The organism is Comamonas testosteroni TK102, from assembly GCF_000739375.1.
GTDB classification, from domain to species: Bacteria; Pseudomonadota; Gammaproteobacteria; order Burkholderiales; family Burkholderiaceae_C; genus Comamonas; species Comamonas brasiliensis.
The window spans coordinates 4389903-4410868 of sequence record NZ_CP006704.1 but is presented as its reverse complement, the minus strand read 5'-3'; the positions used below and the strand labels follow the sequence as shown (position 1 = coordinate 4410868).

Genomic DNA, 20966 nt, shown 5'->3' with positions numbered 1-20966 from the left:
TGTCAACTCAAACCCAAGGCGAGCAATGATGAATGTGGAACAGGCCCTGCGACAGCGTCATTCGGTACGTGCCTTTTTGTCCAGAGCGGTGGGAGCGGCCCAGGTCAGGGAGTTGCTGGTGCAGGCCGGGCTGGCGGCTTCCGGCGGCAATCTCCAGCCCTGGCGCGTGATGGCACTGACGGGCACAAGTCTGCAGGCATTGCGCCAGGCCATGTCCGAGGCGACCCCTGACTCCGATGCGGCCCTGGTCTATCCGGCTCAGCTCTGGGAGCCCTATCGCAGCCGCCGCTTCGACAATGGCGAGGACCTCTATCGCTCATTGGGCATGGGGCGCGAGGACAGGATTGGGCGGCTGCGGCAGCTGGCCAGCAACGCCCAGATGTTTGGTGCGCCGGTCGGCGTATTCGTGGCTGTTGAGAAACGCATGCTGCATGCGCAGTGGGTGGATCTGGGGATTTATCTGCAATCTCTGATGCTGCTGGCCGCCGACAAGGGCCTGGCCACCTGTGCCCAGGGCTTCTGGCGCAGTTACAGCACTTTTGTGAGCCGGAACCTGGCACTGCCGCCGGGCTACCAGATTGCCTTTGGCTTGGCACTGGGTTATGAAGACAGCGCCGCGCCCGTCAACCAGTGGCGCTCCACCAGGGCTGCGCCCGAGGACTGGTGCGAGCTGCGCGGGTTCGAATAAGCCTTGTCTCGATGCCGGTGCAGGCGGGCGCTTGATGCTTCTGCCTATGTGGCAGGAAGGCCGGGCCGCCGATGAAGCGCAAGCCATGAGGCCGGGCTCCATGCAGGCAGCCCGGCTGCTTGCTCAATGGCGGCGACTCACTTCCACAGCGCGCACTTGCTCTCTTCCTTGGTGGTGAAGACCTGGTCGCCGGGCAGGGTCTTGAGCACCTTGAAGTAATCCCAGGCCTTCTTCGATTCGGCCGGCGCCTTGACCTGCAGCAGATACATATCGTGGGCATAGCGGCCATCGGGGCGAATCACGCCCTTGGCATAGAAGTCCGACAGTGGCGTGGCCTTGAAGCCGGCCATGATCTTGTCGGCATCCGTCGTGCCCAGCTTCTCGGCCAGCTTCAGATACTGCATGGCGGCCGAGTAGTTGGCGGCCTGCAGTGAAGTGGGCATCTTCTTGAACTTGGCAAAGAAACGATCCGAGAACTTGCGGCTTTCGGGGTTCAGGTCCCAATACCAGCTGTCGGTGAACATCAGGCCTTCCGTGGCCTTGAGGCCCAGACTGTGGATGTCGGAGCTGAACAGCAGCAGGCCGGCCAGCTTCATGGTCTTGGTCAGGCCAAACTCGCGAGCCGACTTGATGGCATTGATGGTGTCGCCGCCGGCATTGGCCAGGCCCAGGATCTGGGCCTTGGAGTTCTGGGCCTGCAGCAGAAAGGAGGAGAAGTCAGCCGTGTTCAGCGGGTGCTTTACATTGCCCAGCACCTTGCCGCCGGAGGCATTGATGACGCGCGTGGTGTCGGCTTCCAGGGCCTGGCCAAAGGCATAGTCCGCCGTCAGAAAGAACCAGTTCTTGCCGCCCAGTTCCACCACGGCCTTGCCCGTGCCCTTGGCCAGTGCCACGGTGTCATAGGCATAGTGCACAAAATAGGGGCTGCACTGCTCGTTGGTCAGTGCCGAGGTGCCGGCACCGTTGATGATGTAGACCTTTTTCTTTTCATCGGCCACCTTGCCCATGGCCAGACCGGCGCTGGAAGTAGTGCCCCCGATCAGCATGCTCATGCCCTGGGTGTCGAACCACTCGCGCGCCTTGCTGGCCGCGATATCGGCCTTGTTCTGGTGGTCGGCCGTCAGCACCTCGACGGGCTTGCCCAGCAGCTTGCCGCCGAAGTCGTCCACGGCCATCTGCACGGCCAGAGCACCGCCCTTGCCGTCCACATCGGAGTAGAGGCCCGACATATCGGTGATGAAGCCGATGCGAATCTTGTCCTGCGCCTGAGCGCCTGCAGCGGCCAGCAGGCAGCCCAATGCCAGCGTCAATGTTCTGGGGGAGAAAGCGGTAGCGGAGCAAACAGAGCGAGGCTTCATCAGAGTCATCTCCTGAGATGGTGAGTACCCGGTCACTGCGACGGGCAGCCAGCATGGTCGCAGCTGACGCAGGCCGCGCCATCAGGGCAAGCACCGGGGCGGCTCGCGCAAGGTATCCGGCGCGACTCGGGAAAATGCCGCAAGCTTCTACACTGCAGTGCAGCAATTTTGGAAAGAACAAGAGATGGATATTCGTCAAGCCTTGCAGCAGCGCCGCTCGGTCCGCGCTTTTCTGCCCCGGAACGTGGCCGCAGCCACGGTGCGGGACTTGCTGGAGACTGCGGCGCAGGCCGCGTCCGGCGGCAATATGCAGCCCTGGCGTGTGACCGCCGTGGGCGGGCAGGCGCTCGAGGATCTATGTGCCAGGGCCAGAGAGACAGAGGCGGTTGCGCGTCCCGGCCTGTCCTATCCGCCCGGACTGTGGGAGCCCTATCGCAGCCGCCGTTTTGAAAATGGCGAGGATCTGTACCGCTCACTCAATATCGGCCGCGAGGACAAGGCCGCGCGCCTGGCCCAGCTGGCCAAGAACGGCCAGATGTTCGGTGCTCCCGTGGGCATTTTTGTGGCCGTGGAAGAGCGCATGGGCTATGCGCAATGGGTGGATCTGGGCATTTACCTGCAGTCCTTCATGCTGCTGGCCGTGGAGCATGGCCTGGCCACCTGCGCCCAGGGCTTTTGGCGAATGTACAACGATATGCTGATCGAGCAACTGGCCTTGCCAGAGGGCTACCAGATTGCCTTCGGCATCGCCCTGGGCTACGAGGACATCAGCGCTCCCATCAACCAGTGGCGCGCAAGCCGTGCGGCCAGCCATGAATGGCTGGCGCTGAAAGGGCTGGACGAGGCCGCGGATTAGGCACCCCAAGGTCAGCATAGTTAAACCGTGTCCATGTCGCGGCATTTGCGGCAAAACCAGCCTATACTGCGTGCAGCTCCGGGGTGTGCGAAAGCGCTGAGATGCCAGTCACTGTGAAAACAGTGCAGGCGAACCCGACGAACTTGATCCGGTTCATACCGGCGGAAGAAGAGCGGGACCCTGACGCAGGGCCTATGGACAGGACAGCCGGCACCAGTGCCAGCCCTGAAAACCATGGGCACAGCAAACCCCAGGCGCCTCGCGCACTGGGGTTTTGTCTTTTCTGGGCAGCCGGTGCGTGAAGAACCAGGCCGAAATTGCAGAATTTCGGCGGCACAGACCGGACACCCCATAGCGGGCAGGGCCAGTGCCGGGCAAGATCAGAGCAGGGCCGCACTCCACGGAGCGTTTGATGCATTTCAACCGCTTTGAGGAGACTGCGATGAACGCCCCTGATTCCATCTTTACGCCTGCTGCAGGCCATGCCCCCGATGCTGCCCGTTTTGCCGAGTTGCTGGCCCAGTCGCGCCAGCCATTTCCGGCATCGACCAAGAGCTATCTGAGCGGCGCATTGCACCCCCAGCTGCGTGTGCCGGTGCGCGACATTGCACTCACCAATGGAGAGCAGGTCAGCGTCTACGACACCTCGGGCCCCTACACCGACCCCGCCGTGCAGATCGACGTGCGCCAGGGCCTGCCCAGTGTGCGTGCTGCCTGGATCGAAGCGCGCGGCGATAGCGAGTACTACGTGGGTCGCCTGCGTGTGGCGCTGGACGACGGCGGCAAGCGCGGCGAGGAAGATGCGCGCGTTGACCAGCTGCGTGCCGAGGCGGCCGCGCTACAGCGTCAGCCGCGTCGAGCCAAATCCGGCCAGAACGTGACCCAGATGCACTATGCCAAGCGCGGCATCATCACGCCCGAGATGGAGTATGTGGCCCTGCGCGAGAACGGCCGCCGCGAATGGATGGCGCAGTACCAGCAGGACGCGGCGCGCGAGTTGCGTCTGGCCGGCAACAGCCTGGGCGCCAGCATTCCCAAGATCATCACGCCCGAATTCGTGCGCGACGAGGTGGCGCGCGGCCGCGCCATCATTCCGGCCAATATCAACCACCCTGAAATCGAGCCCATGGCAATCGGCCGCAATTTCAAGGTCAAGATCAACGCCAACATCGGTAACTCGGCCGTGACGTCCAGCATCGAGGAAGAGGTGGAAAAGCTGGTCTGGGCCATTCGCTGGGGCGCGGACAATGTGATGGATCTGTCCACCGGCAGGAACATCCACACCACGCGCGACTGGATCGTGCGCAACTCGCCCGTGCCCATCGGCACCGTGCCTATCTACCAGGCGCTGGAGAAGGTGGGCGGCATTGCCGAAGACCTGACCTGGGAGATCTTCCGCGACACCCTGGTCGAGCAGGCCGAGCAGGGCGTGGACTACTTCACCATCCACGCCGGCGTGCGCCTTGCCTATATCCACCTCACGGCCCAGCGCCGCACCGGCATTGTCTCGCGCGGTGGCTCCATCATGGCCAAGTGGTGCATGGCCCATCATCGCGAGAGCTTCCTCTACGAGCACTTCGAAGACATCTGCGACATCATGAAGCAGTACGACGTGAGCTTCTCGCTGGGCGACGGCCTGCGCCCCGGCTGCGCCAGCGATGCCAATGATGATGCCCAGTTTGCCGAACTGGCCACGCTGGGCGAGCTGACGCAGATCGCCTGGAAGCACGATGTGCAGACCATGATCGAAGGCCCCGGCCATGTGCCCATGCACATGATCCAGCAGAACATGACCGAGCAGCTCAAGCACTGCCACGAGGCACCGTTCTACACCCTGGGCCCGCTGACCATCGACATCGCTCCCGGCTATGACCATATTGCTTCGGCCATCGGCGCGGCCATGATCGGCTGGTTCGGCACGGCCATGCTCTGCTATGTCACGCCCAAGGAGCATCTGGGGTTGCCTGACCGCGACGACGTCAAGCAGGGCATCATCGCGTACAAGATCGCGGCCCATGCCGCCGACGTCGCCAAGGGCCACCCGGGTGCGCGCTCGCGCGACGATGCACTTTCACAGGCGCGTTTCGACTTCCGCTGGCAGGACCAGTTCAACCTGGGACTGGATCCCGATACGGCGCAGGCCTACCACGACGAGACCCTGCCCAAGGACAGTGCCAAGGTGGCCCATTTCTGCTCCATGTGCGGACCCAAGTTCTGCTCCATGAAGATCACCCAGGAAGTGCGCGACTTCGCCAAGCAGCAGGGCATGAGCGCCGAGCACAGCATTGCCGCGGGCATGAAGGCCAAGGCCCAGGAGTTCAACAAGGCGGGTGGGGATTTCTATATTCCCATCGCATCGGACACCACGGCGCGTTGATCTGAGCTGGCAGCAGGGCTGCAGCGCCTGGTCATCAAGCGCTGGCAGCCATCCAATGAAAAGCGCAGTCCCTGGCTGCGCTTTTTTTGTGAGTGAGGCTTGCCTGAGCCTGAAGGTCAGATCACGTATTCGGGGCGACCGGCTGCAACCCAGGCTTGATATCGGGCATCGATCTTCGGTGCAATCCGGTGGAACTGCTCCCAGTCGTCGCTCACGCCATACATGGTCTGTCCGTCGACACCGAACTCCTCGAAATAATCATCCACAAACCTGCTGTCGTGGTCCTCGCCTCGGTAATAGGCCACGGCAAAGGCATTGCCTTCTTCGTTCAGCTCCTGGTCCGTGAACTTCTCGTCGAGCACGCGCAGCAGGAATTGGGCACCGCTCAGCTTCTCGCTCTTCAGCAGCTCGATCTCCTCTTCGGCTTCTTCGATCAACTCCTGGCTGGCGTAGTCGTTGCGGATCAGCCAGGCCAGAAACATGCCGATATGCGTGGCGCCCGCGGCCTGCGGAAGATCGGCCGGAAAATCCCCGCCGTAGTGCCAGGACGCGTCGTCGTACTTCATCGTCTCTCCTTGTATGTGGGCTGCAAGGCAATCCCCTGCATCCGGGACATTGCCTTGCGCGCTGGGCGGGATCTTATCGGCTGCAGCTTGGTGCACAGGCCGGGTCCGGGCACTGCGGCACGGCATTCTTCTCGATCAGATGCATATGGAAGACATGTATTCTGTCTCTGGACCATGCGCCATGAATATGCTGCCAGGAGGGCGGATCCGCACGCGGCAGCTTGCGCTCCAGGTAGTAGATGGCCTGGTCGTCGCCGGAGAATCCGGAGTTCAGAATCCGCCAGCGCAAAGGATTGGCGCCACGCAGAGGCTTGCCGTCGCAATAGATTTGCTCGCCGTCGCTGGCATAGAGATCATTGTCCGGCATCACCTGCAGATGGCGGCTGCGGATACAGTTTTTCATTCTTCTGCCCCAGTACCACGCTGCCTGGGCATCGGATCCATAGCCGCCGCCCAGGTCGCGAAAAGTCAGAGGGTCGCTACCCGCAAGCGGCTTGAGCGAGGTTTCGTACTCGAAATAGATGCTGCTGCGGTCCAGCCAATACATGCCCAGCTGGCGAAAGCTGTTCCGGTCGATATTCGGCAGCCGGCTCCAGGCGTGGAAGATGCTGCAGGCATCTCTGGCAATGAATTGCTGATTTACAGAAATCTCGAAGCTCGCCGCGTCGGCGGTCGCCAGCCTGCGTCCCTGATGCCAGACTTTGGCCGCCCGCAAGGCCCAGAGCTCGCTGCCGTAAGTGCCAATCACTTTCTGCCCGGGCAGATCGGCCAGTTTTTTCCAGCTCATTGTTGCGGCCTGTGCTTATTCATGGAGAGATCCTGCGACCCTGTGGATTCGGGTGAGCAGGCGCCGCCGGATCAAACCGCTGACCGGTCGGATCAACCACCAGTAGGGGGTGAAGCTGCGCAGGGCGCTGCCATCGGTGCAATGCACCCGGGTTTGCGTCACCAGCTTCGTCTGGCCTTCGGGCGTCGGCTCCGTGCTGAAGTTGAGCACCAGCTTGGCCAGGTTGGCCTCGGTGTAGCGGGCAAACTGCGCTTCAGGTTCCTGCAGTCGGACCAGGCCGTAGTCGCACTGCCAGAACCGTCCCAGGAGACCGAAGGCCAGCTCTCGATCCGCGTCGCGACCCAGGGGCATGAAGTCGTCGAGGCCGAAAGCCGGGCGCTGGCTCAGTCCGCTTTCTGCCCCCAGCCTGCCAAGCATACGATCGGGCAGCTCGCGCAGCCGGATAAAGCCCTTGGCCCATGGGTCTTGCGTGGTGCCGGGGAGCATGACCGCATCCAGCAATATTTTGGGTGGCAGGTCCGAGATGAGGGTATGGCGCTCCTGGAACTGGAAGGTGGGAAGGTATTGATCGATCAGTTGCATCTTGGCTCAGGCGAATTTATCGAGTCCGGCGCGCAATCCTCTTCCGGTCGCGGAAGCGCAGATTGACAGGCGACGGGCACCAGTCTGCGCCAACTGGCTATCGAAATGAAAAAGGCAAGCACTTGGGCCTGCCTTTTTTGCTGGGCGATGCCGCAGGGTCTGCGGCGTTTGGCTTAGAAAGGGTAGCTGGGAACGCCCCCCGTCAGATCCACCCAGCGGCCCAGCTCCAGCTGGTTGCCCTTGCCGGGCACCATGGCGTAGAACTCGGGAGCGAGCAGGGGCATGCCATGAGCGGCGATCGAACTCAGAGCGACCGGACTCAGAGGAATGCCGTAATGGGCAAAGACCTGGCGCATGTCGCGGCCGATGATGCGGCTGGACAGCACATACAGCAGCTCATGGTTGCTGATGTCCCGGCTGGCATAGTCTTTCATGCCCAGTGCGTTCTTGTTGGCGCTCCAGTAGGCATTGTCATAGATCAGGCGCTCGCCGCGACCCAGCAGGCCCAGGAAGTCGATCACATCCGCAGGCTGAGGCTGGGCCTGGCCCAGGCGTTCCCGGGTGTAGATGAAGGCCAGCTGGAAGTGCACGGCACGCATGGCGTTGTCGGACTTGTTGGCCTTGGTCCAGAAGCGCTGGAACATATCGGCTTGCAGAGCATCGCCGGTCTTGCCCGTGGCGCGTGCCGCCTGGATGTCCAGGTAGAGCTTCTTATGGTCGATGCGCTCGCCGCTGTTGTTCTCGGCACCGTTGGTGATGGCGTACTGGCGCAGGGCACTGGCATTGGCCAGGATGTTGTTGTCGCATTCCACAGGGCAGCCGCCGCCGTCGGTGGTCAGCAGTGTCATATGGCGCATCACGGTGTTGTGGCCCAGCTCATGCCACCAGCCCCATCCGGGGGCAAGGCCGGCGGCGCCGTCCGAAGGATTGCCCGAGCACAGAAAGCCGCAGGCCGCCAGCCAGCCGACAAAATGCTGCACGCCGGGGGCGCGCTGGATGCTGCCGCGGCAATCCCAGCCCAGCGTGGCGCAGACGTTGTTCACATTGGCGCTGGCACTCATATTGTTGTAGCCGTTGGCCAGGTGGTTGCTGTCGAAGATCATGCCCTTGAGGCGCTCCACGACATAGGTGCGCGGATGGTGGCTGCCGATGGCGCTTCGGGCGTAGCCAATGGTCTGCTGTACCTCGCCCCCCACCATCTTGGAGGTCTGCCAGCCAAAGTCGCCGCGTTGCAGTGCCTGCACGGCCTCGTCGATCTCCTGTGCGCCGGGATTGCGCGTGAAGTCGAAATGCGCGTATTTGACGCTGCCGCGCACGCGCAGCTTGACCACGCTGCCGGCCTTGGCTCCCGAGTAGTTGAGAAACAGCGGACCGCCCCAGGCCGTGCTGTAGCTCAGCGTCTGGCCCGGGCTCAGGCGGGCCTGGTGCCCATCCGGAAAGCGTGGTCGGGTGTAGTTTTCCTGCGCCAGAGGATTGCCGCGCGTGCGGATATTGCCCACCCGCAGCGCCAGTGCCGCATCCGCGGCATCCACGATCTGCACCTGCACGGTCTTGCCCGGCACGGCGCCGCGGCCGATGGCCGTGCGGCCATCGGTCTGGGCAATGGTGACCTCGATGGTTTCCCAGCTGTCGCTGGTGGCCAGGCTGGCCGAGGCCTTTGGCATCCAGTCGGCAAAATTCAGCGGCGTGCTTTCATGCTCGCGCACGGCATAGCTCAGCGTGTCGGCCGCCATGGTGCGGAAAAAGGTGCTGGCATCGGAGCGCCGCACCTGCGCATAGTCCACCTGCTGGCGTGCCAGATCGGCCCAGAGCACCAGGCGGCGATGCGCCGCCATATAGGGCTTGAGATAGTAGTTGTCGGCAAACAGGTTGATGCCCTGGCCTTCCTGGCCGAGCAGATCGTTGCGGATGCCGTCGAGAGCGCCGATCAGGCTGGTGTCTGCGGAGAAGTCGGCACTGCTGCCGTTTTTCAGCGCTGCGAGCGCGGACTCATGCGCCCCCAGTCTGTCGGCCGCCTGGCGCTGCTGGGCAGCGGTCCTGCCGCCGATCTGGTAGCCGTCGGCGGGCGCCCAGTAATTGCCGGCGTAGCCGCCCAGCTCCATGCCCATGGCCTGAAGCACCTGTCGGCCGCCGGCCGAGTCCCCCCAGTTGCTGTGCAGATAGATCACGCCCTTGCCGGCCTGCAGGTAGCGGCTGACCTGGTTGCTCAGCGATGCCGAGAACGGCGTGTCCTGGCCGAAGACAAAGACATCGATGCTTTCCCAGCAGTTGTTGGCGGGGTCGGTGATGGCGCAGCTCACCATCTCGGCCTTGCTACTCAGGCGGGCGACCAGATTCGTGACCGAGGCCTGGCTGTAATTCTGCGCGGCCATGCGCAGCGTGGCCGGCAGCGGACCTTGCGCCTTGCCGGTGGCAAGCCAGGTGAAGCTGCGCTTGAACAGGGGCAACTGCGCCTGATTGGCGCCCGAGGCCGTGGCGAGCTGTCCCATCAGGTCTTTGCCATAGGCCAGGGCGCGGCCATTCTGGGACGTTGCCATGCTGGCCAGCACATTGCCGTTGTTGGCCACCAGCAGCGGGCTGGCGCTGGTCGACAGCAAGGGGCTGACGCGCTGGCTGTTGTTGCCGAAGTCCAGGGCCGCGGCAGTGCTGTCATCCAGCAACTGGGCGAGCAGTCTTTGCTGCTGCAGCCGGGTTTGCTGGATCAACTGCGTGGCCGATTGCAGCAGCTCCGTCTGGTCTTCGGCCTGCAGCAGGCGGCTGTTGCCGGCAAGCAAGGCCTGTTCTATGCGGCTGCTGGTCGGCGGCTCGGTGACCGGCGGCAGCACCGCAGGCGGATCCACTTCCGGAGGTGCGACCTCGGGAGGCGTGACGCCGGGAGTGCCGGGCTGCACAGGGGTTTCGGTGCCAGGAGGCGTGGAGGGGGAGGAGTCGCCAGAGCCACCGCCGCCGCAGGCGGTCAGGGCAAGGCTTGCCAGGAGAGTCAGAGTCCAGCGTGGAAACATGAGTTTGGAAGTCAGGGCGCCGTAACTCGCAGTCATGCTGCGCTGCTACGGGTCAAAGAAACTACCTGTTTTTAGGTAGTGAAACAGGCGTAAAGCCGATAAGGCGCGGCGCAGTGTAGCCTTGTCCGCGAGCTCTATTGACCATGGCCCAACGAGACTGTCCAACCCGAAACATGGCGTGGTAACCAGTTATTGACTCAGCACAAATGCCAATAGCGCAATAGGCTGCATCCAGGTGTTTTGTTAATAACCGATAAGTCCTGGGTGATGCAGGATGTTTTTTGTTGAAAATTGAATGAAAAGCATGACTGAAAAAGGATTGATGCTTTTAAGTTGATAGCAAAATAATTCGATGAACATTTCAATGTTTTATTTTGTAATTTATGTTTTAAATATGTGACTTATTCATTGATTTGGTATTTTTGGCGCATTGATTTCAGCGGCGGAGTTTTCAGGCGGCGCAGCCCTGGCTTGCTATTCGCACTGCACAAGGCAGTAAAAAACATGGGAGCCTGAGCTCCCATGTTTTTTCGGTCCATGCCAATCCGCTTTATCGCCAGTACTGGCATTTGCTTTCGGCCTTGGTGGTCCAGATCTGCTCGGCCGGCAGCTTCTTGATGATCTTGTAATAGTCCCAGGTGCCCTTGGACTCTGCCGGCGACTTGACCTGCATCAGGTACATATCGTGCACATAGCGGCCATCTTCGCGGATATAGCCCTGTCCGAAGAAGTCGTCGATCTTGGTGCTCTTCAAGGTGGCCATGACCTTGTCGGCATCCAGCGTGCCGGCTTTTTCCACGGCCTTGAGGTAGTTCATGGTGGCCGAGTAGTCGGCGGCCTGGATCTCGCTGGGGCGACGCTGGGTCTTGGCCATGAAGGCGTCGGCAAACTTGCGCGAGCCGTCGTTCATGTCCCAGTACCAGGGGGCGGTGAACTGCATGCCTTCGGTGTTCTTCAGGCCCAGGCTGTGGATGTCGCTGAAGAAGACGAGCAGGCCGGCCAGCTTCATGTTCTTGGTGACGCCGAACTCCTTGGCCGCCTTGATGGAGTTGATGGTGTCTCCGCCCGCATTGGCAAGGCCCAGAATCTGCGCCTTGCTGTTCTGGGCCTGCAGCATGAAGCTGGAGAAGTCGCTGGCGTTGAGTGGTGTCTTGACCGAGCCCAGCACCTTGCCGCCGCGCGCCTCGATGATCTTGCTGGTGTCGGCTTCCAGGGCGTGGCCGAAGGCATAGTCGGCCGTCACAAAGAACCAGCTCTTGCCGCCCGTGTCCACCACGGCGCCGCCCGTGCCCTTGGCCAGGGCCACGGTATCGAAGGCGTAGTGCACGGTATAGGGGCTGCACTGTTCATTGGTCAGGGCCGAGCTGCCCGCGCCATTGTCGATAAAGACGCGCTTTTTCTCCTGCGCGACCTTGGCCATGGCCAGGGCGGTGGCGGAGTTGGTGCCGCCGAACACCAGGCTGATGCCCTGGGTGTCTATCCATTCGCGGGCCTTGCTGGCCGCGATATCGGCCTTGTTCTGGTGGTCGGCCGTGAGCAGCTCGATGGGCTTGCCCAGCACCTTGCCGCCAAAGTCGTCAATTGCCATCTGTATGGCAACGGCACCGTTCTTGCCTTCCACATCGGCATAAAGGCTGGACATGTCGGTGATGAAACCGATCTTGACTTTTTCCTGTGCCATGGCGGGAGCCGCGAAGGCCGCCGTCAGGGCGAGAGCCAGCAGGGAAGCAGTGGGCGCAGACTGGGACAAGCGATGCATGGAGTCTCCTGAAAATTATGAGAAATGTGGAGAGAGCGTGCAGCGTCCGGTCGGCGGGTGGCCGCCGTCGCTGCATCGCAGCAAACATGCTAGGGGCGGCCCATGCGTCTGGCATCGGGGCAAGCACTTGCGGGAAATCCCAAGGGATATACCTATATTGATAGCTTATATCGCTTACCTTTAATAGATTTCAGATGGTTTTATTGCTGAAATCAATGAATGAAAGGCGTAACACGCTTTTATTATGATAGCGATTGCAGCGAGATACCGGCGGCACGGATGCCGCGCCGGCGCCATGAAAAAAGCAGCCCGTAGGCTGCTTTGGTAGATGTTTTGGCAGGGATTGCACCCGGCGCTTCAGGCTATGCCGTGCGGGGCGCGCGAATCGCGGTCTTGGGGCGGAAGGCCTTGCAGATCTCGTCATGGGTCTCGAGATAGGGGCCGCCGATCAGGTCGATGCAATAGGGCACGGCGGCAAAAATGCCGTTGACCTTGGATTTTCCGTCGGCGTCCTTGAGTCCTTCCAGCGTCTCGGCAATTGCCTTGGGCTGGCCCGGCAGATTGATGATCAGGCTGCTGCCGCGTATCACCGCCACCTGGCGCGAGAGGATGGCGGTGGGCACAAAGGCCAGGCTGATCTGGCGCATCTGCTCGCCAAAGCCCGGCATTTCCTTGTGGGCCACGGCCAGGGTGGCCTCGGGCGTCACATCGCGCAGCGCGGGGCCGGTGCCGCCGGTGGTCAGCACCAGGCTGCAGCCCGCATCTACCAGCTCGATCAGGGCCGCGCTGATGCCGGCCTGCTCGTCGGGAATCAGGCGCGCTTCGAACGCTAAGGGATTCTTCAGCGCCCTGGACAGCCAGTCCTGCAGCGCGGGCAGGCCCTTGTCTTCATAGACGCCGCTGCTGGCGCGGTCGCTGATGGAGACAATGCCGATCTTCACGGCATCGTGAAGATATACGGGCGCATCACTCATCGCCGTCGTCCTCGGCAGCCGCATCGGCCTTGCCGGCGCTGGCCAGCTGCTCGCGCACCAGCTGGAACAGGTCGCGGTAGGCGCGGCCCTTGCTGACTTCCTTGGGCTCGGCATCGGGGCCGGCAGCAGCGGCCGCTGCGGCGGCTTGTTCCCTGGCTTTCTCGATGTCCTTGCGCGACTGGCGGATCAGCGAGCGCAGTTGTTGCACGTCGGAGCCGGGGAAATGTTCCAGCCAGATGGACAGGGCCGCTTCCTCGACGATGAGGCGGTCGCGCCATTGCTCGGCCACCTGCAGCGACATTTTTTCGCTGGCCGAGCCATTGCGCTGCTCGTCCAGTGCCTGCTTGACCGCGGCGACCTGTTCAGGCGTCAGCTTGCGCATGAGCTTGCCCACATACTGGAGCTGGCGGCGCTTGCCTTCGAAGTTGGTGATGCGCTTGGCCTCGGCCAGCGCGTCGATCAGCTGGTCGGACAGCTGCAGGCGCTTGAAGAGGTCGCTGCGCAGCGTCATGAGCTCCTTGCCCAGATCCTGCAGCGCATCACTTTCGCGCTTGAGGTCGGTCTTGGTGGAGTCGTAAGTGCCTTTGAGTTCGGCCTTCAGTTCAAGGTCCAGCTCGCTGCCTTCGGCAACGAACTTTCCGCGAACAAAATAGCCTTTGGTGGGTTTGCGTGACATGGTAAGGGGGCAATATCGGTGGCAGCGCAGAGGGCGCCGCAGTGGCGGCTATCATATCCGCCGCTATGAAAAAACCTCGCTCCAGCAATACAAGCACTTCCAGTGCACAGGCCCAATCCGCACCGCAAGCCGGTTTCAGCTTCAGCCAAGCCTTTTTTGAAGGCCTGGTGGACCAGGCCCTGAGCCACGCCAAGAAGCTGGGTGCGACGGACGCAGGCTCCGAGGCTTCCGAAGGCTGCGGCCTGTCGGTCAGTGTGCGCAAGGGCCAGCTGGAGACCGTGGAGCGCAACCGCGACAAGTCGCTGGGCGTGACCGTCTATCTGGGCCAGCGCCGGGGCAATGCCAGCACCTCGGACTTCTCCGAGGCCGCCATCAAGCAGACCGTGCAGGCCGCCTACGACATCGCGCGCTTCACGGCCGAAGACCCGTTTGCCCGCCTGCCCGACAGTGCCGATATCGCGTTGCCCGGCACGCACCGTGATCTGGAGCTGTTCCACCCCTGGGACATTACCAGCGAGCAGGCCGCCGAGATGGCGCTGCGCTGCGAGGAGGCCGCCTTCAAGACCCACCGCCGTGTGAGCAACAGCGAGGGTGCGGGCGTCTCGGCCCAGCAAAGCCATTTCTTCACGGCCCATACCAACGGTTTTCGCGGCGGCTACGCCAGCTCGCGCCACAGCATGTCGGTGGCGCCCATCGCCAAGCTGCCCGGCAAGAACGGCGAGATGCAGCGCGACTACTGGTACAGCTCCATGCGCAATGCGGCCGATCTGGCCTCGCCCGAGGCCGTGGGCCGCTATGCCGCAGAGCGCACGCTGAGCCGTCTGGGCAGCCGCAAGATTCCGACCATCGAATGCCCGGTGCTGTTCGAGTCGCCCCTGGCCGCCGGCCTGCTGGGCAGCTTCGTGCAGGCCGTCAGCGGCAGCGCGCTGTATCGCAAAAGCACGTTCTTGCTGGACTCCATGGGCAAGCCCATCTTCCCCAAACACATCGATATCGAGGAAGACCCCTTCGTCCTGGGTGGCAAGGGCAGCTCGCCCTTCGACGAGGAAGGCGTGCGCGTGCAGGCCCGCAAGGTGGTGGATGCCGGCCGTGTGGAAGGCTATTTCCTGTCCAGCTACTCGGCGCGCAAGCTGGGCATGAAGACCACGGGCAATGCCGGCGGTTCGCACAATCTGGTCATGACTTCGCGCCGCACCAAGGCGGGCGACGATCTGGACGCCATGCTCAAGAAGCTGGGCACGGGTCTGTTCGTGGTCGAGCTGATGGGCCAGGGCGTGAACTATGTGACCGGCGACTATTCGCGCGGTGCCAGCGGTTTCTGGGTGGAGAACGGCGAGATAGCCTTCCCCGTGGACGAAATCACGATTGCTGGCAACATGAAGGACATGTTCAAGGGCATCGAGGCCATCGGAGCCGATGCCTATAACTACGGTGCCAAGACCGTGGGCTCCATTCTTGTCAATCGCATGAAGGTGGCGGGCAGCTGATCGCCGTAGAGCACCGACGCTCCATGAAAAAAGCAGCCGGTGGCTGCTTTTTTTGTGTCTGCATCAGCTCTCGGTGGCTGCCTGAACAATGCAGTGCGAGAGCTTCTCGAAATGCTTGTGCGCATCGGCGCTGAGCTCGATCTGCTTGCGTCTGGCATCTTCGGTATCGGCCAGCAAAATCCAGCCTTTTTGACGCATGGACTTCAGGCGGGTGTGAATCGTGGCTGGAGAGCCCAGTTCACGCTGGGCCATCAGGTCCCGGACGCAAAGACGCTCCTGGCGCGTGCCGGCATTGGCAATCTGCTCCAGCAGGCGCTCTTCCAGCGGGTCCAGTGCAGGCAGCATCGGCAGGTTGCGGATGGTCGCTGCCAGGTGCAGAAAGCGTAAATAGATATCGGCAGACAGGGACTTTGACATGAGAAGGCAAAAACAGACGACGTGCCGCTAATGAAGAGCGAGTAAACGGCACTCATAATACTGCGCAGACAGTGAACAGGGTCGGCAGCAGCGCATGAAGAACATTTGGACGCAATTTTCGGTGGCGGTAATCACGGCTTTGCTGTTCTTGGCGATGCTGGCCTTGAATCAGTGGATTTTCTCCGAACTGGAGTTTGTCAGAGGCGTCAACTGGATTTACCTGCCTGCAGGTGCGCGTTTACTTTGTACCCTGCTTTTTGCGGAAGCGGGCGTGGTCGGGCTTTTTCTCGTGTCATGGCTGGTCTGCAACTTTTACTTCTTCCCCGATGACGGCTTGCGTGCTTTTGCGGGCGGCATCATGGCCACGCTTGCCCCTTATGGCACCTATTGCGCGGCCCGCAAATGGATGGGGCTCGGCCGCACCCTCAGCCATCTCACGCCGCAGCGCCTGCTGTGGCTCAGTGTGATCTACGGGCTGAGCAATGCCTTGCTGCACCAGGCCTGGTCCGTCGTCAGAGGGGATGGCTTCCAGCTGGACCAGCTTCTGGTGATGATTGTGGGCGACTTCAGCGGGACCCTGATCGTGCTGTATGCCTTCAAGGCCTTGCTCATGCTGCCGATCAAGATGGATCGCTATCTGCTCAAGTAACGCCATTGCCTGCGGCTGGCGGCGGGACGCTTGTCCGATTTGCCCTCTTCGTCGGCAGCTGGACGGATGGCAAGTCATACTAGGGGCTTGATCGGGAAAATCCAACAACAGTCGTCAGTGTCATGAGTTCTGCATCCTCGCCCACCTCCGGCATGAGCCGTCCGGACTGGCTCAGCGCCATCATCGTCATCGTGGTCTGGGGTCTTAATTTCGTGGTCATGAAGTGGGGGCTGGCCAAGCTCTCGCCGCTGCTGCTGTGCGCGCTGCGCTTTGCCGCCGCATCGTTGCCGTTTCTGCTGTTCGTGCGCCCGCCCAAGAATCTTTCCTGGGGCTTGCTGGCCGCCTACGGGCTGGTTCAGGGGGTAGGGCAGTTCGGCCTGCTGTTTACCGGCATGAAGCTGGGCATGCCTGCCGGCATGGCATCCGTGGTGCTTCAAACCCAGGCCTTCATCACCATGCTGCTGGCGGCTGCGTTCCTGCAGGAAAAGCCGCAGCGCTGGCAATGGCTGGGCTTGCTCATCGCTCTCGCAGGGCTGCTGCTGATCGGCGCCGCCCATGGTGAGGGGGCATCGGATATGACCCTGGTCGGCTTTGTGTTGACCGTGGGCGCCGCGGCCATGTGGGCCGGCTCGAATCTGCTGACGCGCGTGGCGGCCCGGCAAGGCTCTTATGAGCCTGTGTCCTTCATCGTCTGGACCAGCGTCTTCCCCATGCTGCCGCTGCTGGCGCTGTCGGTCTGGGTGGATGGCACGGATTCTGTTGCTGCGCAGCTGGGCTCCATAGGCTGGAGCGAGCTGGGGGTGATCGCCTATCTGGCCTTTCTGTCCACCTTGCTGGGCTATGGCCTGTGGACCCGGCTGCTGCAGCGCTACGCCGCCAGCACCGTGGCCCCCTTGTCCCTGCTGGTGCCGGTGATCGGTTTGCTCTCGGCCATGCTGCTGCTGGGAGAGTCGCCCAACGGCCTGCAATGGCTGGGTACGCTGGGCGTTCTGCTGGGCATGGTGGTCAACCAGTTTGGCGGCAGATGGCGGCGTTGAGTTGCAGGTCAGGAACTGTTGTCGATCCCGGTTTTTTTGATCACTCGGCTTGAATCACGAATATTGAATCTCGTATTCGTCATTATTATTGCTGGCATTCATATAAAAGCATGACTTTCCATCCCGGATTCGAGCCGGCCCAGGATGTGAACATGCAAAGGAATAATGATGCGTGAGGGAGATATTGGCGCGATGCCTCCAGAGCTGCAGCTGGCCCGGTTGCAGGCTCTGGATCGGGTCATGGCCATGGCCGAGTTCGGCCTGGATGGGGTGCTGTGCCGCGCCAATGACAACTATCTGCAGCTCATGGGCCTGACGCGTGAGCAGTGTCTGGGTCGTGCGCACCGCAGCTTTTGCTCTGCCCAACTGGCAGGTAGTGCCAGATATCGGGAAATCTGGGCCCATCTGTGCGCGGGCAATGCTTATTCCGGCGTGGTGGAGCGATTGCGCAGCGATGGCAGCAGTTGCTGGCTGGAGGCGACCTATTCACCGGTGATGGATGCCCAGGGGCGGGTGGCGCATATCCTGAAGATCGCCACCGACGTCACCCAGCGGCGTGCCCTGGAGCAGGCGCAGCAGGAGCATCTGCGTCGCCTGTCCCTGGTGGCCGATGCCTCCGATACGGCAGTCGTCATCAGCGACGGAAACTCGCGCATCGTGCATGTCAACGGCGGCTTCACGCGCATGTTCGGCTGGCGCACCGAGGAGGTGGCGGGACGCACGCCGATTGCCCTGCTGGCACCTCAGGTGTCCGAGACTTTCGTGGATCGTTACCGTTCGGATTTGCGCGCCGGCCAGCCCGTAGGGCGCGAGGAAATCGTGGTCGGCAAGCACGGCCAGCGCTACTGGGCCAAAGTCATCAGCAACCCCATCCTCGACGCGGGCGGTTGCTGGCAGTACACGGTGTCCATGCTGACCGACATCACCCGCTCCAAGATGCACGAGGCCCTGCAGCACCGCGTGCTGGAAGCCATGGCGCGCGAGCGGCCACTGGTGGAGGTGCTGGAGATGGTGTGCCTGGAAGTCGAGAGAATCGCGCCCGAGGTGACGGCATCGATTCTCGAAGTCGATGCCCAGGGTCTGCTTCATCCTCTGGCCGGGCCAAGCCTGCCCCAGTCTTATTCGGCGCTGCTCGACGGACTGGCCGTAGGCCCGAAAGTGGGCTCCTGCGGAACCGCGGCATGGCTCAATGCGCCGGTGCAGGTGGACGATATCGGGCAGGATCCGCTGTGGGCTGATTTCAGGCACCTGATCCTGCCGCTGGGGTTCAAGGCCTGCTGGTCCACGCCTATCTGCAACAGCGAGGGCAAGCCGATAGGCACTTTCGCGTTCTATTACCGGGAGCCGCTGACGGGCGGCGCCTCGGCGTTTCACCAGCAGCTCGTGGATGCCTGCATCCACCTTTGTGCCCTGGCCCTGGAGCGCGAACTGTCGCGCGCACGCATCCGCCAGCTGGCTTTCTACGACGGCCTGACCGGATTGCCCAACCGCAGCCTGCTGCAGGCCAAGGCCGATCAGGCGATTGCCTCGGCCGCGACCCACGATGCGCAACTGGCCGTGCTGTTCATCGATCTGGACCGCTTCAAGCAGGTCAATGACTCTCTGGGCCATCCTGTGGGGGATGAACTGCTGCGCAGTGTCGCGGCGCGACTGCAGCGCGTGCTGCGCAGCTCCGATATTGCCGGGCGCCTGTCGGGCGACGAATTCGTGGCCGTGCTGCCGCACTGCGATGCGGAATATGTGGCCAATACCATCGAACGCCTGCAGGAGCTGCTGGCCGAGCCCCTGAACATTGCCGATACCTCGCTGGCCATTTCCGCCAGCATCGGCATAGCCATGTTCCCCTCGGATGGCCGGGATATGGAGACCCTGGTGCACAGGGCCGACATGGCCATGTACCAGGCCAAGAGCAAGGGGCGGGGCCGTTTCTGCTTCTTCAGCAGCGAAATGAACCGTCTGGCGCAGGAGCGACTGGCCTTGGAGACTGCACTGCGCAAGGCGCTCAAAAGCGGTGGCCTGCGCCTGCACTATCAGCCCCAGATCGAGATGGCCACCGGCCGTCTGTATGGCGTGGAGGCCCTGGCGCGCTGGAGCCATGCGGAGCTGGGCGAGATTTCGCCTGCCCGCTTTATCCCGCTGGCCGAAGAATGCGGGCTGATTGCCGACCTGGGAAGCTGGGCGCTGGAGGAGGCCTGCCGCCAGCTGTCGCAGTGGCGTGCCAAGGGGCTGGAAGTCCCTGCGGTGTCGGTCAATCTGTCGCCATCGAGTTTTCACAACCTGGACCTGCCGCGGATGATCGCCGACACGCTGGACCGCAACGACCTGGTGCCGCAGGATCTGACCCTGGAGCTGACGGAAAGCATTCTGCTGGACACCAATCCCAGCACCATGAAGACCATCAACGAGGTGCATGCACATGGCGTGCGTCTGTCCATGGACGATTTCGGCACCGGCTATTCCAGCCTCAGCTATCTGCGCCGACTGCCGGTCAGCGAACTCAAGCTCGATCGCAGCTTTGTGGCCGATCTTGAGCACGACGAAGCGGCCCGGGCACTGAGCAGTGCCATCCTGGGCATCGGCAAGAGCCTGCACCTGACCGTGGTGGCCGAAGGCGTGGAGACGCCGACGCAGAGCGTGATGCTGTGCGAGCAGGGCTATCCGGTGGCACAGGGCTTTCTGTTCGCCAGGCCGCTGGCGCCGCAGGAGTTCGAGCATTGGCTGGCTGCCAACGCAGCCTCCCCGGTGCAGACGGCCTACGGTGCCATGGCCGCATGAACTTGCCGCTGCTGGCAGGTGCATGAGGCGCGTCAGCTGGGATGTGGGGCTTGGCAGTCTCACATCTGGCTGACTTGATGATTGACGACAACGCAGCCTGCAGGCCGGTGCGGGCCCGGCCGAGGCTGCTGCGCCGGTTACCTGGCTTTAGTAGGCCGCACCAGGCCGAGCCGGAGCGGCGACGGTTGCGCCGGCAAACTGGCTGCGCAGCCTGCGCGCGGCGTTCACGAACATCAGCAGGTCCACGCCCACGGCCACAAAGCTGCAGCCCAGATCCAGGTAACGCTGTGCCAGCGCGGGGTCAGAGGTCAGCGTACCTGCCGCCTTGCCGCTGGCAATGATGGTCCGCATCGCCGCCTCGATGGCAGCCTGCACTTCAGGGTGGCCGGGGTTGCCGCGGTGGCCCATGGAGGCGGCCAGGTCGGCCGGGCCTATGAAGACGCCATGCACGCCATCCACGGCGCAGATGGCTTCGAGATTCTGCAGGGCTGTGGTGGTCTCGGCCTGCACCAGCAGGCAGACCTCGTCGTCGGCCACATTCAGATAGTCGGTGCGGCTGCTCCATTGAGAGGCGCGTCCCACGGCACTGCCGACGCCGCGCACGCCCAGGGGCGGGTATTGCGTGGCGGCCACGATGGCCCGGGCCTGGTCTGCCGTGTCCACCATGGGCACGAGCAGCGTCTTGACGCCGATGTCCAGCATCTGCTTGATCAGGGCCGTGCTGCCTTCCACCACGCGCACCACGGGCTGGGCCGGGTGCGGGGCTGCTGCCTGCAGGGCGCCCAGGGTGCTGCGCAGATCGTTGGGCGCATGCTCGCCGTCGATCAGCAGCCAGTCATAGCCCGTGGTGGCGGCGGCTTCGGCCAGATAGGGGTCGGCCATGGACAGCCATAGTCCGATCTGGGGCTGGCGGGCGCAGAGGGCGGTCTTGAACGGGTTGTATGCAGGCATGCTTTTCTCGGTTTGACTATTCATG

At 62.6% G+C, this 20966-nt stretch carries 17 protein-coding genes and 1 riboswitch; of the genes, 7 read left to right on the top strand and 10 right to left on the bottom strand.

Annotated elements, in window-relative coordinates; all coding sequences use genetic code 11:
* The first annotated feature begins 28 nt into the window (after positions 1-28).
* Positions 29-688: a nitroreductase gene (locus tag O987_RS19925; protein ID WP_043376703.1), complete on the top strand. Its 660-nt coding sequence runs from the start codon at positions 29-31 to the stop codon at positions 686-688.
* Positions 689-825: 137 nt separating this feature from the next.
* Here O987_RS19925 and O987_RS19920 read toward each other — a convergent pair whose 3' ends face one another.
* On the bottom strand, positions 826-2046 hold the full coding sequence (locus O987_RS19920; RefSeq protein WP_051962218.1) for an ABC transporter substrate-binding protein: 1221 nt from the start codon (positions 2044-2046) through the stop codon (positions 826-828).
* Positions 2047-2230: 184 nt separating this feature from the next.
* Here O987_RS19920 and O987_RS19915 point away from each other — a divergent pair, with 184 nt between their 5' ends.
* On the top strand, positions 2231-2902 hold the full coding sequence (locus tag O987_RS19915) for a nitroreductase (protein ID WP_043374317.1): 672 nt from the start codon (positions 2231-2233) through the stop codon (positions 2900-2902).
* Positions 2903-2971: 69 nt separating this feature from the next.
* Positions 2972-3089: riboswitch (TPP riboswitch) on the top strand.
* A gap of 255 nt (positions 3090-3344) precedes the next feature.
* Positions 3345-5279 carry a phosphomethylpyrimidine synthase ThiC gene (thiC, locus tag O987_RS19910; protein WP_043376701.1) on the top strand — a complete coding sequence of 645 codons (1935 nt, stop codon included), beginning with the start codon at positions 3345-3347 and terminating at the stop codon, positions 5277-5279.
* Between the two features lie 116 nt (positions 5280-5395).
* On the opposite strand, the gene O987_RS19905 is transcribed toward thiC, so the two are convergent.
* The 7 genes from O987_RS19905 to yjgA form a co-directional block, all read right to left on the bottom strand.
* On the bottom strand, positions 5396-5845 hold the full coding sequence (locus tag O987_RS19905) for a hypothetical protein (protein ID WP_043374315.1): 450 nt from the start codon (positions 5843-5845) through the stop codon (positions 5396-5398).
* Between the two features lie 73 nt (positions 5846-5918).
* Complete coding sequence (locus O987_RS19900; protein WP_043374311.1) at positions 5919-6632, bottom strand: DKNYY domain-containing protein; 714 nt, start codon at positions 6630-6632, stop codon at positions 5919-5921.
* Positions 6633-6647: 15 nt separating this feature from the next.
* Positions 6648-7214, bottom strand: coding sequence for a hypothetical protein (locus O987_RS19895; protein ID WP_043374308.1), 567 nt, complete (start codon positions 7212-7214; stop codon positions 6648-6650).
* A gap of 173 nt (positions 7215-7387) precedes the next feature.
* Positions 7388-10252: an ImpA family metalloprotease gene (locus O987_RS19890; RefSeq protein ID WP_235214187.1), complete on the bottom strand. Its 2865-nt coding sequence runs from the start codon at positions 10250-10252 to the stop codon at positions 7388-7390.
* A 514-nt stretch (positions 10253-10766) separates the two neighbouring features.
* Positions 10767-11975: an ABC transporter substrate-binding protein gene (locus tag O987_RS19885; protein WP_003069356.1), complete on the bottom strand. Its 1209-nt coding sequence runs from the start codon at positions 11973-11975 to the stop codon at positions 10767-10769.
* 362 nt (positions 11976-12337) lie between these two features.
* Positions 12338-12949, bottom strand: a complete 612-nt coding sequence (gene mog / locus O987_RS19880) for a molybdopterin adenylyltransferase (RefSeq protein WP_043374302.1) — start codon at positions 12947-12949, stop codon at positions 12338-12340.
* On the bottom strand, positions 12942-13625 hold the full coding sequence (gene yjgA, locus O987_RS19875) for a ribosome biogenesis factor YjgA (RefSeq protein ID WP_043374300.1): 684 nt from the start codon (positions 13623-13625) through the stop codon (positions 12942-12944). The genes mog and yjgA overlap by 8 nt, the downstream gene beginning before the upstream one ends.
* A 65-nt stretch (positions 13626-13690) precedes the next feature.
* Here yjgA and pmbA point away from each other — a divergent pair, with 65 nt between their 5' ends.
* Positions 13691-15112 carry a metalloprotease PmbA gene (gene pmbA, locus O987_RS19870; RefSeq protein ID WP_043004783.1) on the top strand — a complete coding sequence of 474 codons (1422 nt, stop codon included), beginning with the start codon at positions 13691-13693 and terminating at the stop codon, positions 15110-15112.
* 63 nt (positions 15113-15175) lie between these two features.
* Here the strand turns inward: pmbA and O987_RS19865 are convergent, their stop codons facing one another.
* Positions 15176-15529 (bottom strand): hypothetical protein, encoded by a 354-nt coding sequence (locus tag O987_RS19865; RefSeq protein ID WP_003052966.1) that lies wholly within the window; start codon positions 15527-15529, stop codon positions 15176-15178.
* Positions 15530-15623: 94 nt separating this feature from the next.
* On the opposite strand from O987_RS19865, the gene O987_RS19860 reads away from it, so the two are divergent.
* The 3 genes from O987_RS19860 (at position 15624) to O987_RS19850 (ending at position 19990) form a co-directional block, all read left to right on the top strand.
* Positions 15624-16178, top strand: coding sequence for a hypothetical protein (locus O987_RS19860; RefSeq protein WP_003052968.1), 555 nt, complete (start codon positions 15624-15626; stop codon positions 16176-16178).
* 152 nt (positions 16179-16330) lie between these two features.
* A complete protein-coding gene (locus O987_RS19855; RefSeq protein WP_416208150.1) occupies positions 16331-17215 on the top strand; it encodes an EamA family transporter in 885 nt (294 codons plus the stop codon).
* 168 nt (positions 17216-17383) lie between these two features.
* Positions 17384-19990 (top strand): EAL and GGDEF domain-containing protein, encoded by a 2607-nt coding sequence (locus O987_RS19850; protein WP_003052973.1) that lies wholly within the window; start codon positions 17384-17386, stop codon positions 19988-19990.
* 147 nt (positions 19991-20137) lie between these two features.
* Here the strand turns inward: O987_RS19850 and hpaI are convergent, their stop codons facing one another.
* Entirely contained in the window at positions 20138-20941 is an 804-nt protein-coding gene (gene hpaI / locus O987_RS19845; RefSeq protein WP_043374296.1) for a 4-hydroxy-2-oxoheptanedioate aldolase, read from the bottom strand.
* Positions 20942-20966 lie beyond the last annotated feature (25 nt).

Coding starts and splice junctions, on each gene's coding strand:
- O987_RS19925 (WP_043376703.1), top strand. CDS start 29: ATGAATGTGGAACAGGCCCTGCGACAGCGTCATTCGGTACGTGCCTTT.
- O987_RS19920 (WP_051962218.1), bottom strand. CDS start 2,046: ATGAAGCCTCGCTCTGTTTGCTCCGCTACCGCTTTCTCCCCCAGAACA.
- O987_RS19915 (WP_043374317.1), top strand. CDS start 2,231: ATGGATATTCGTCAAGCCTTGCAGCAGCGCCGCTCGGTCCGCGCTTTT.
- thiC (WP_043376701.1), top strand. CDS start 3,345: ATGAACGCCCCTGATTCCATCTTTACGCCTGCTGCAGGCCATGCCCCC.
- O987_RS19905 (WP_043374315.1), bottom strand. CDS start 5,845: ATGAAGTACGACGACGCGTCCTGGCACTACGGCGGGGATTTTCCGGCC.
- O987_RS19900 (WP_043374311.1), bottom strand. CDS start 6,632: ATGAGCTGGAAAAAACTGGCCGATCTGCCCGGGCAGAAAGTGATTGGC.
- O987_RS19895 (WP_043374308.1), bottom strand. CDS start 7,214: ATGCAACTGATCGATCAATACCTTCCCACCTTCCAGTTCCAGGAGCGC.
- O987_RS19890 (WP_235214187.1), bottom strand. CDS start 10,252: ATGACTGCGAGTTACGGCGCCCTGACTTCCAAACTCATGTTTCCACGC.
- O987_RS19885 (WP_003069356.1), bottom strand. CDS start 11,975: ATGCATCGCTTGTCCCAGTCTGCGCCCACTGCTTCCCTGCTGGCTCTC.
- mog (WP_043374302.1), bottom strand. CDS start 12,949: ATGAGTGATGCGCCCGTATATCTTCACGATGCCGTGAAGATCGGCATT.
- yjgA (WP_043374300.1), bottom strand. CDS start 13,625: ATGTCACGCAAACCCACCAAAGGCTATTTTGTTCGCGGAAAGTTCGTT.
- pmbA (WP_043004783.1), top strand. CDS start 13,691: ATGAAAAAACCTCGCTCCAGCAATACAAGCACTTCCAGTGCACAGGCC.
- O987_RS19865 (WP_003052966.1), bottom strand. CDS start 15,529: ATGTCAAAGTCCCTGTCTGCCGATATCTATTTACGCTTTCTGCACCTG.
- O987_RS19860 (WP_003052968.1), top strand. CDS start 15,624: ATGAAGAACATTTGGACGCAATTTTCGGTGGCGGTAATCACGGCTTTG.
- O987_RS19855 (WP_416208150.1), top strand. CDS start 16,331: ATGAGCCGTCCGGACTGGCTCAGCGCCATCATCGTCATCGTGGTCTGG.
- O987_RS19850 (WP_003052973.1), top strand. CDS start 17,384: ATGCGTGAGGGAGATATTGGCGCGATGCCTCCAGAGCTGCAGCTGGCC.
- hpaI (WP_043374296.1), bottom strand. CDS start 20,941: ATGCCTGCATACAACCCGTTCAAGACCGCCCTCTGCGCCCGCCAGCCC.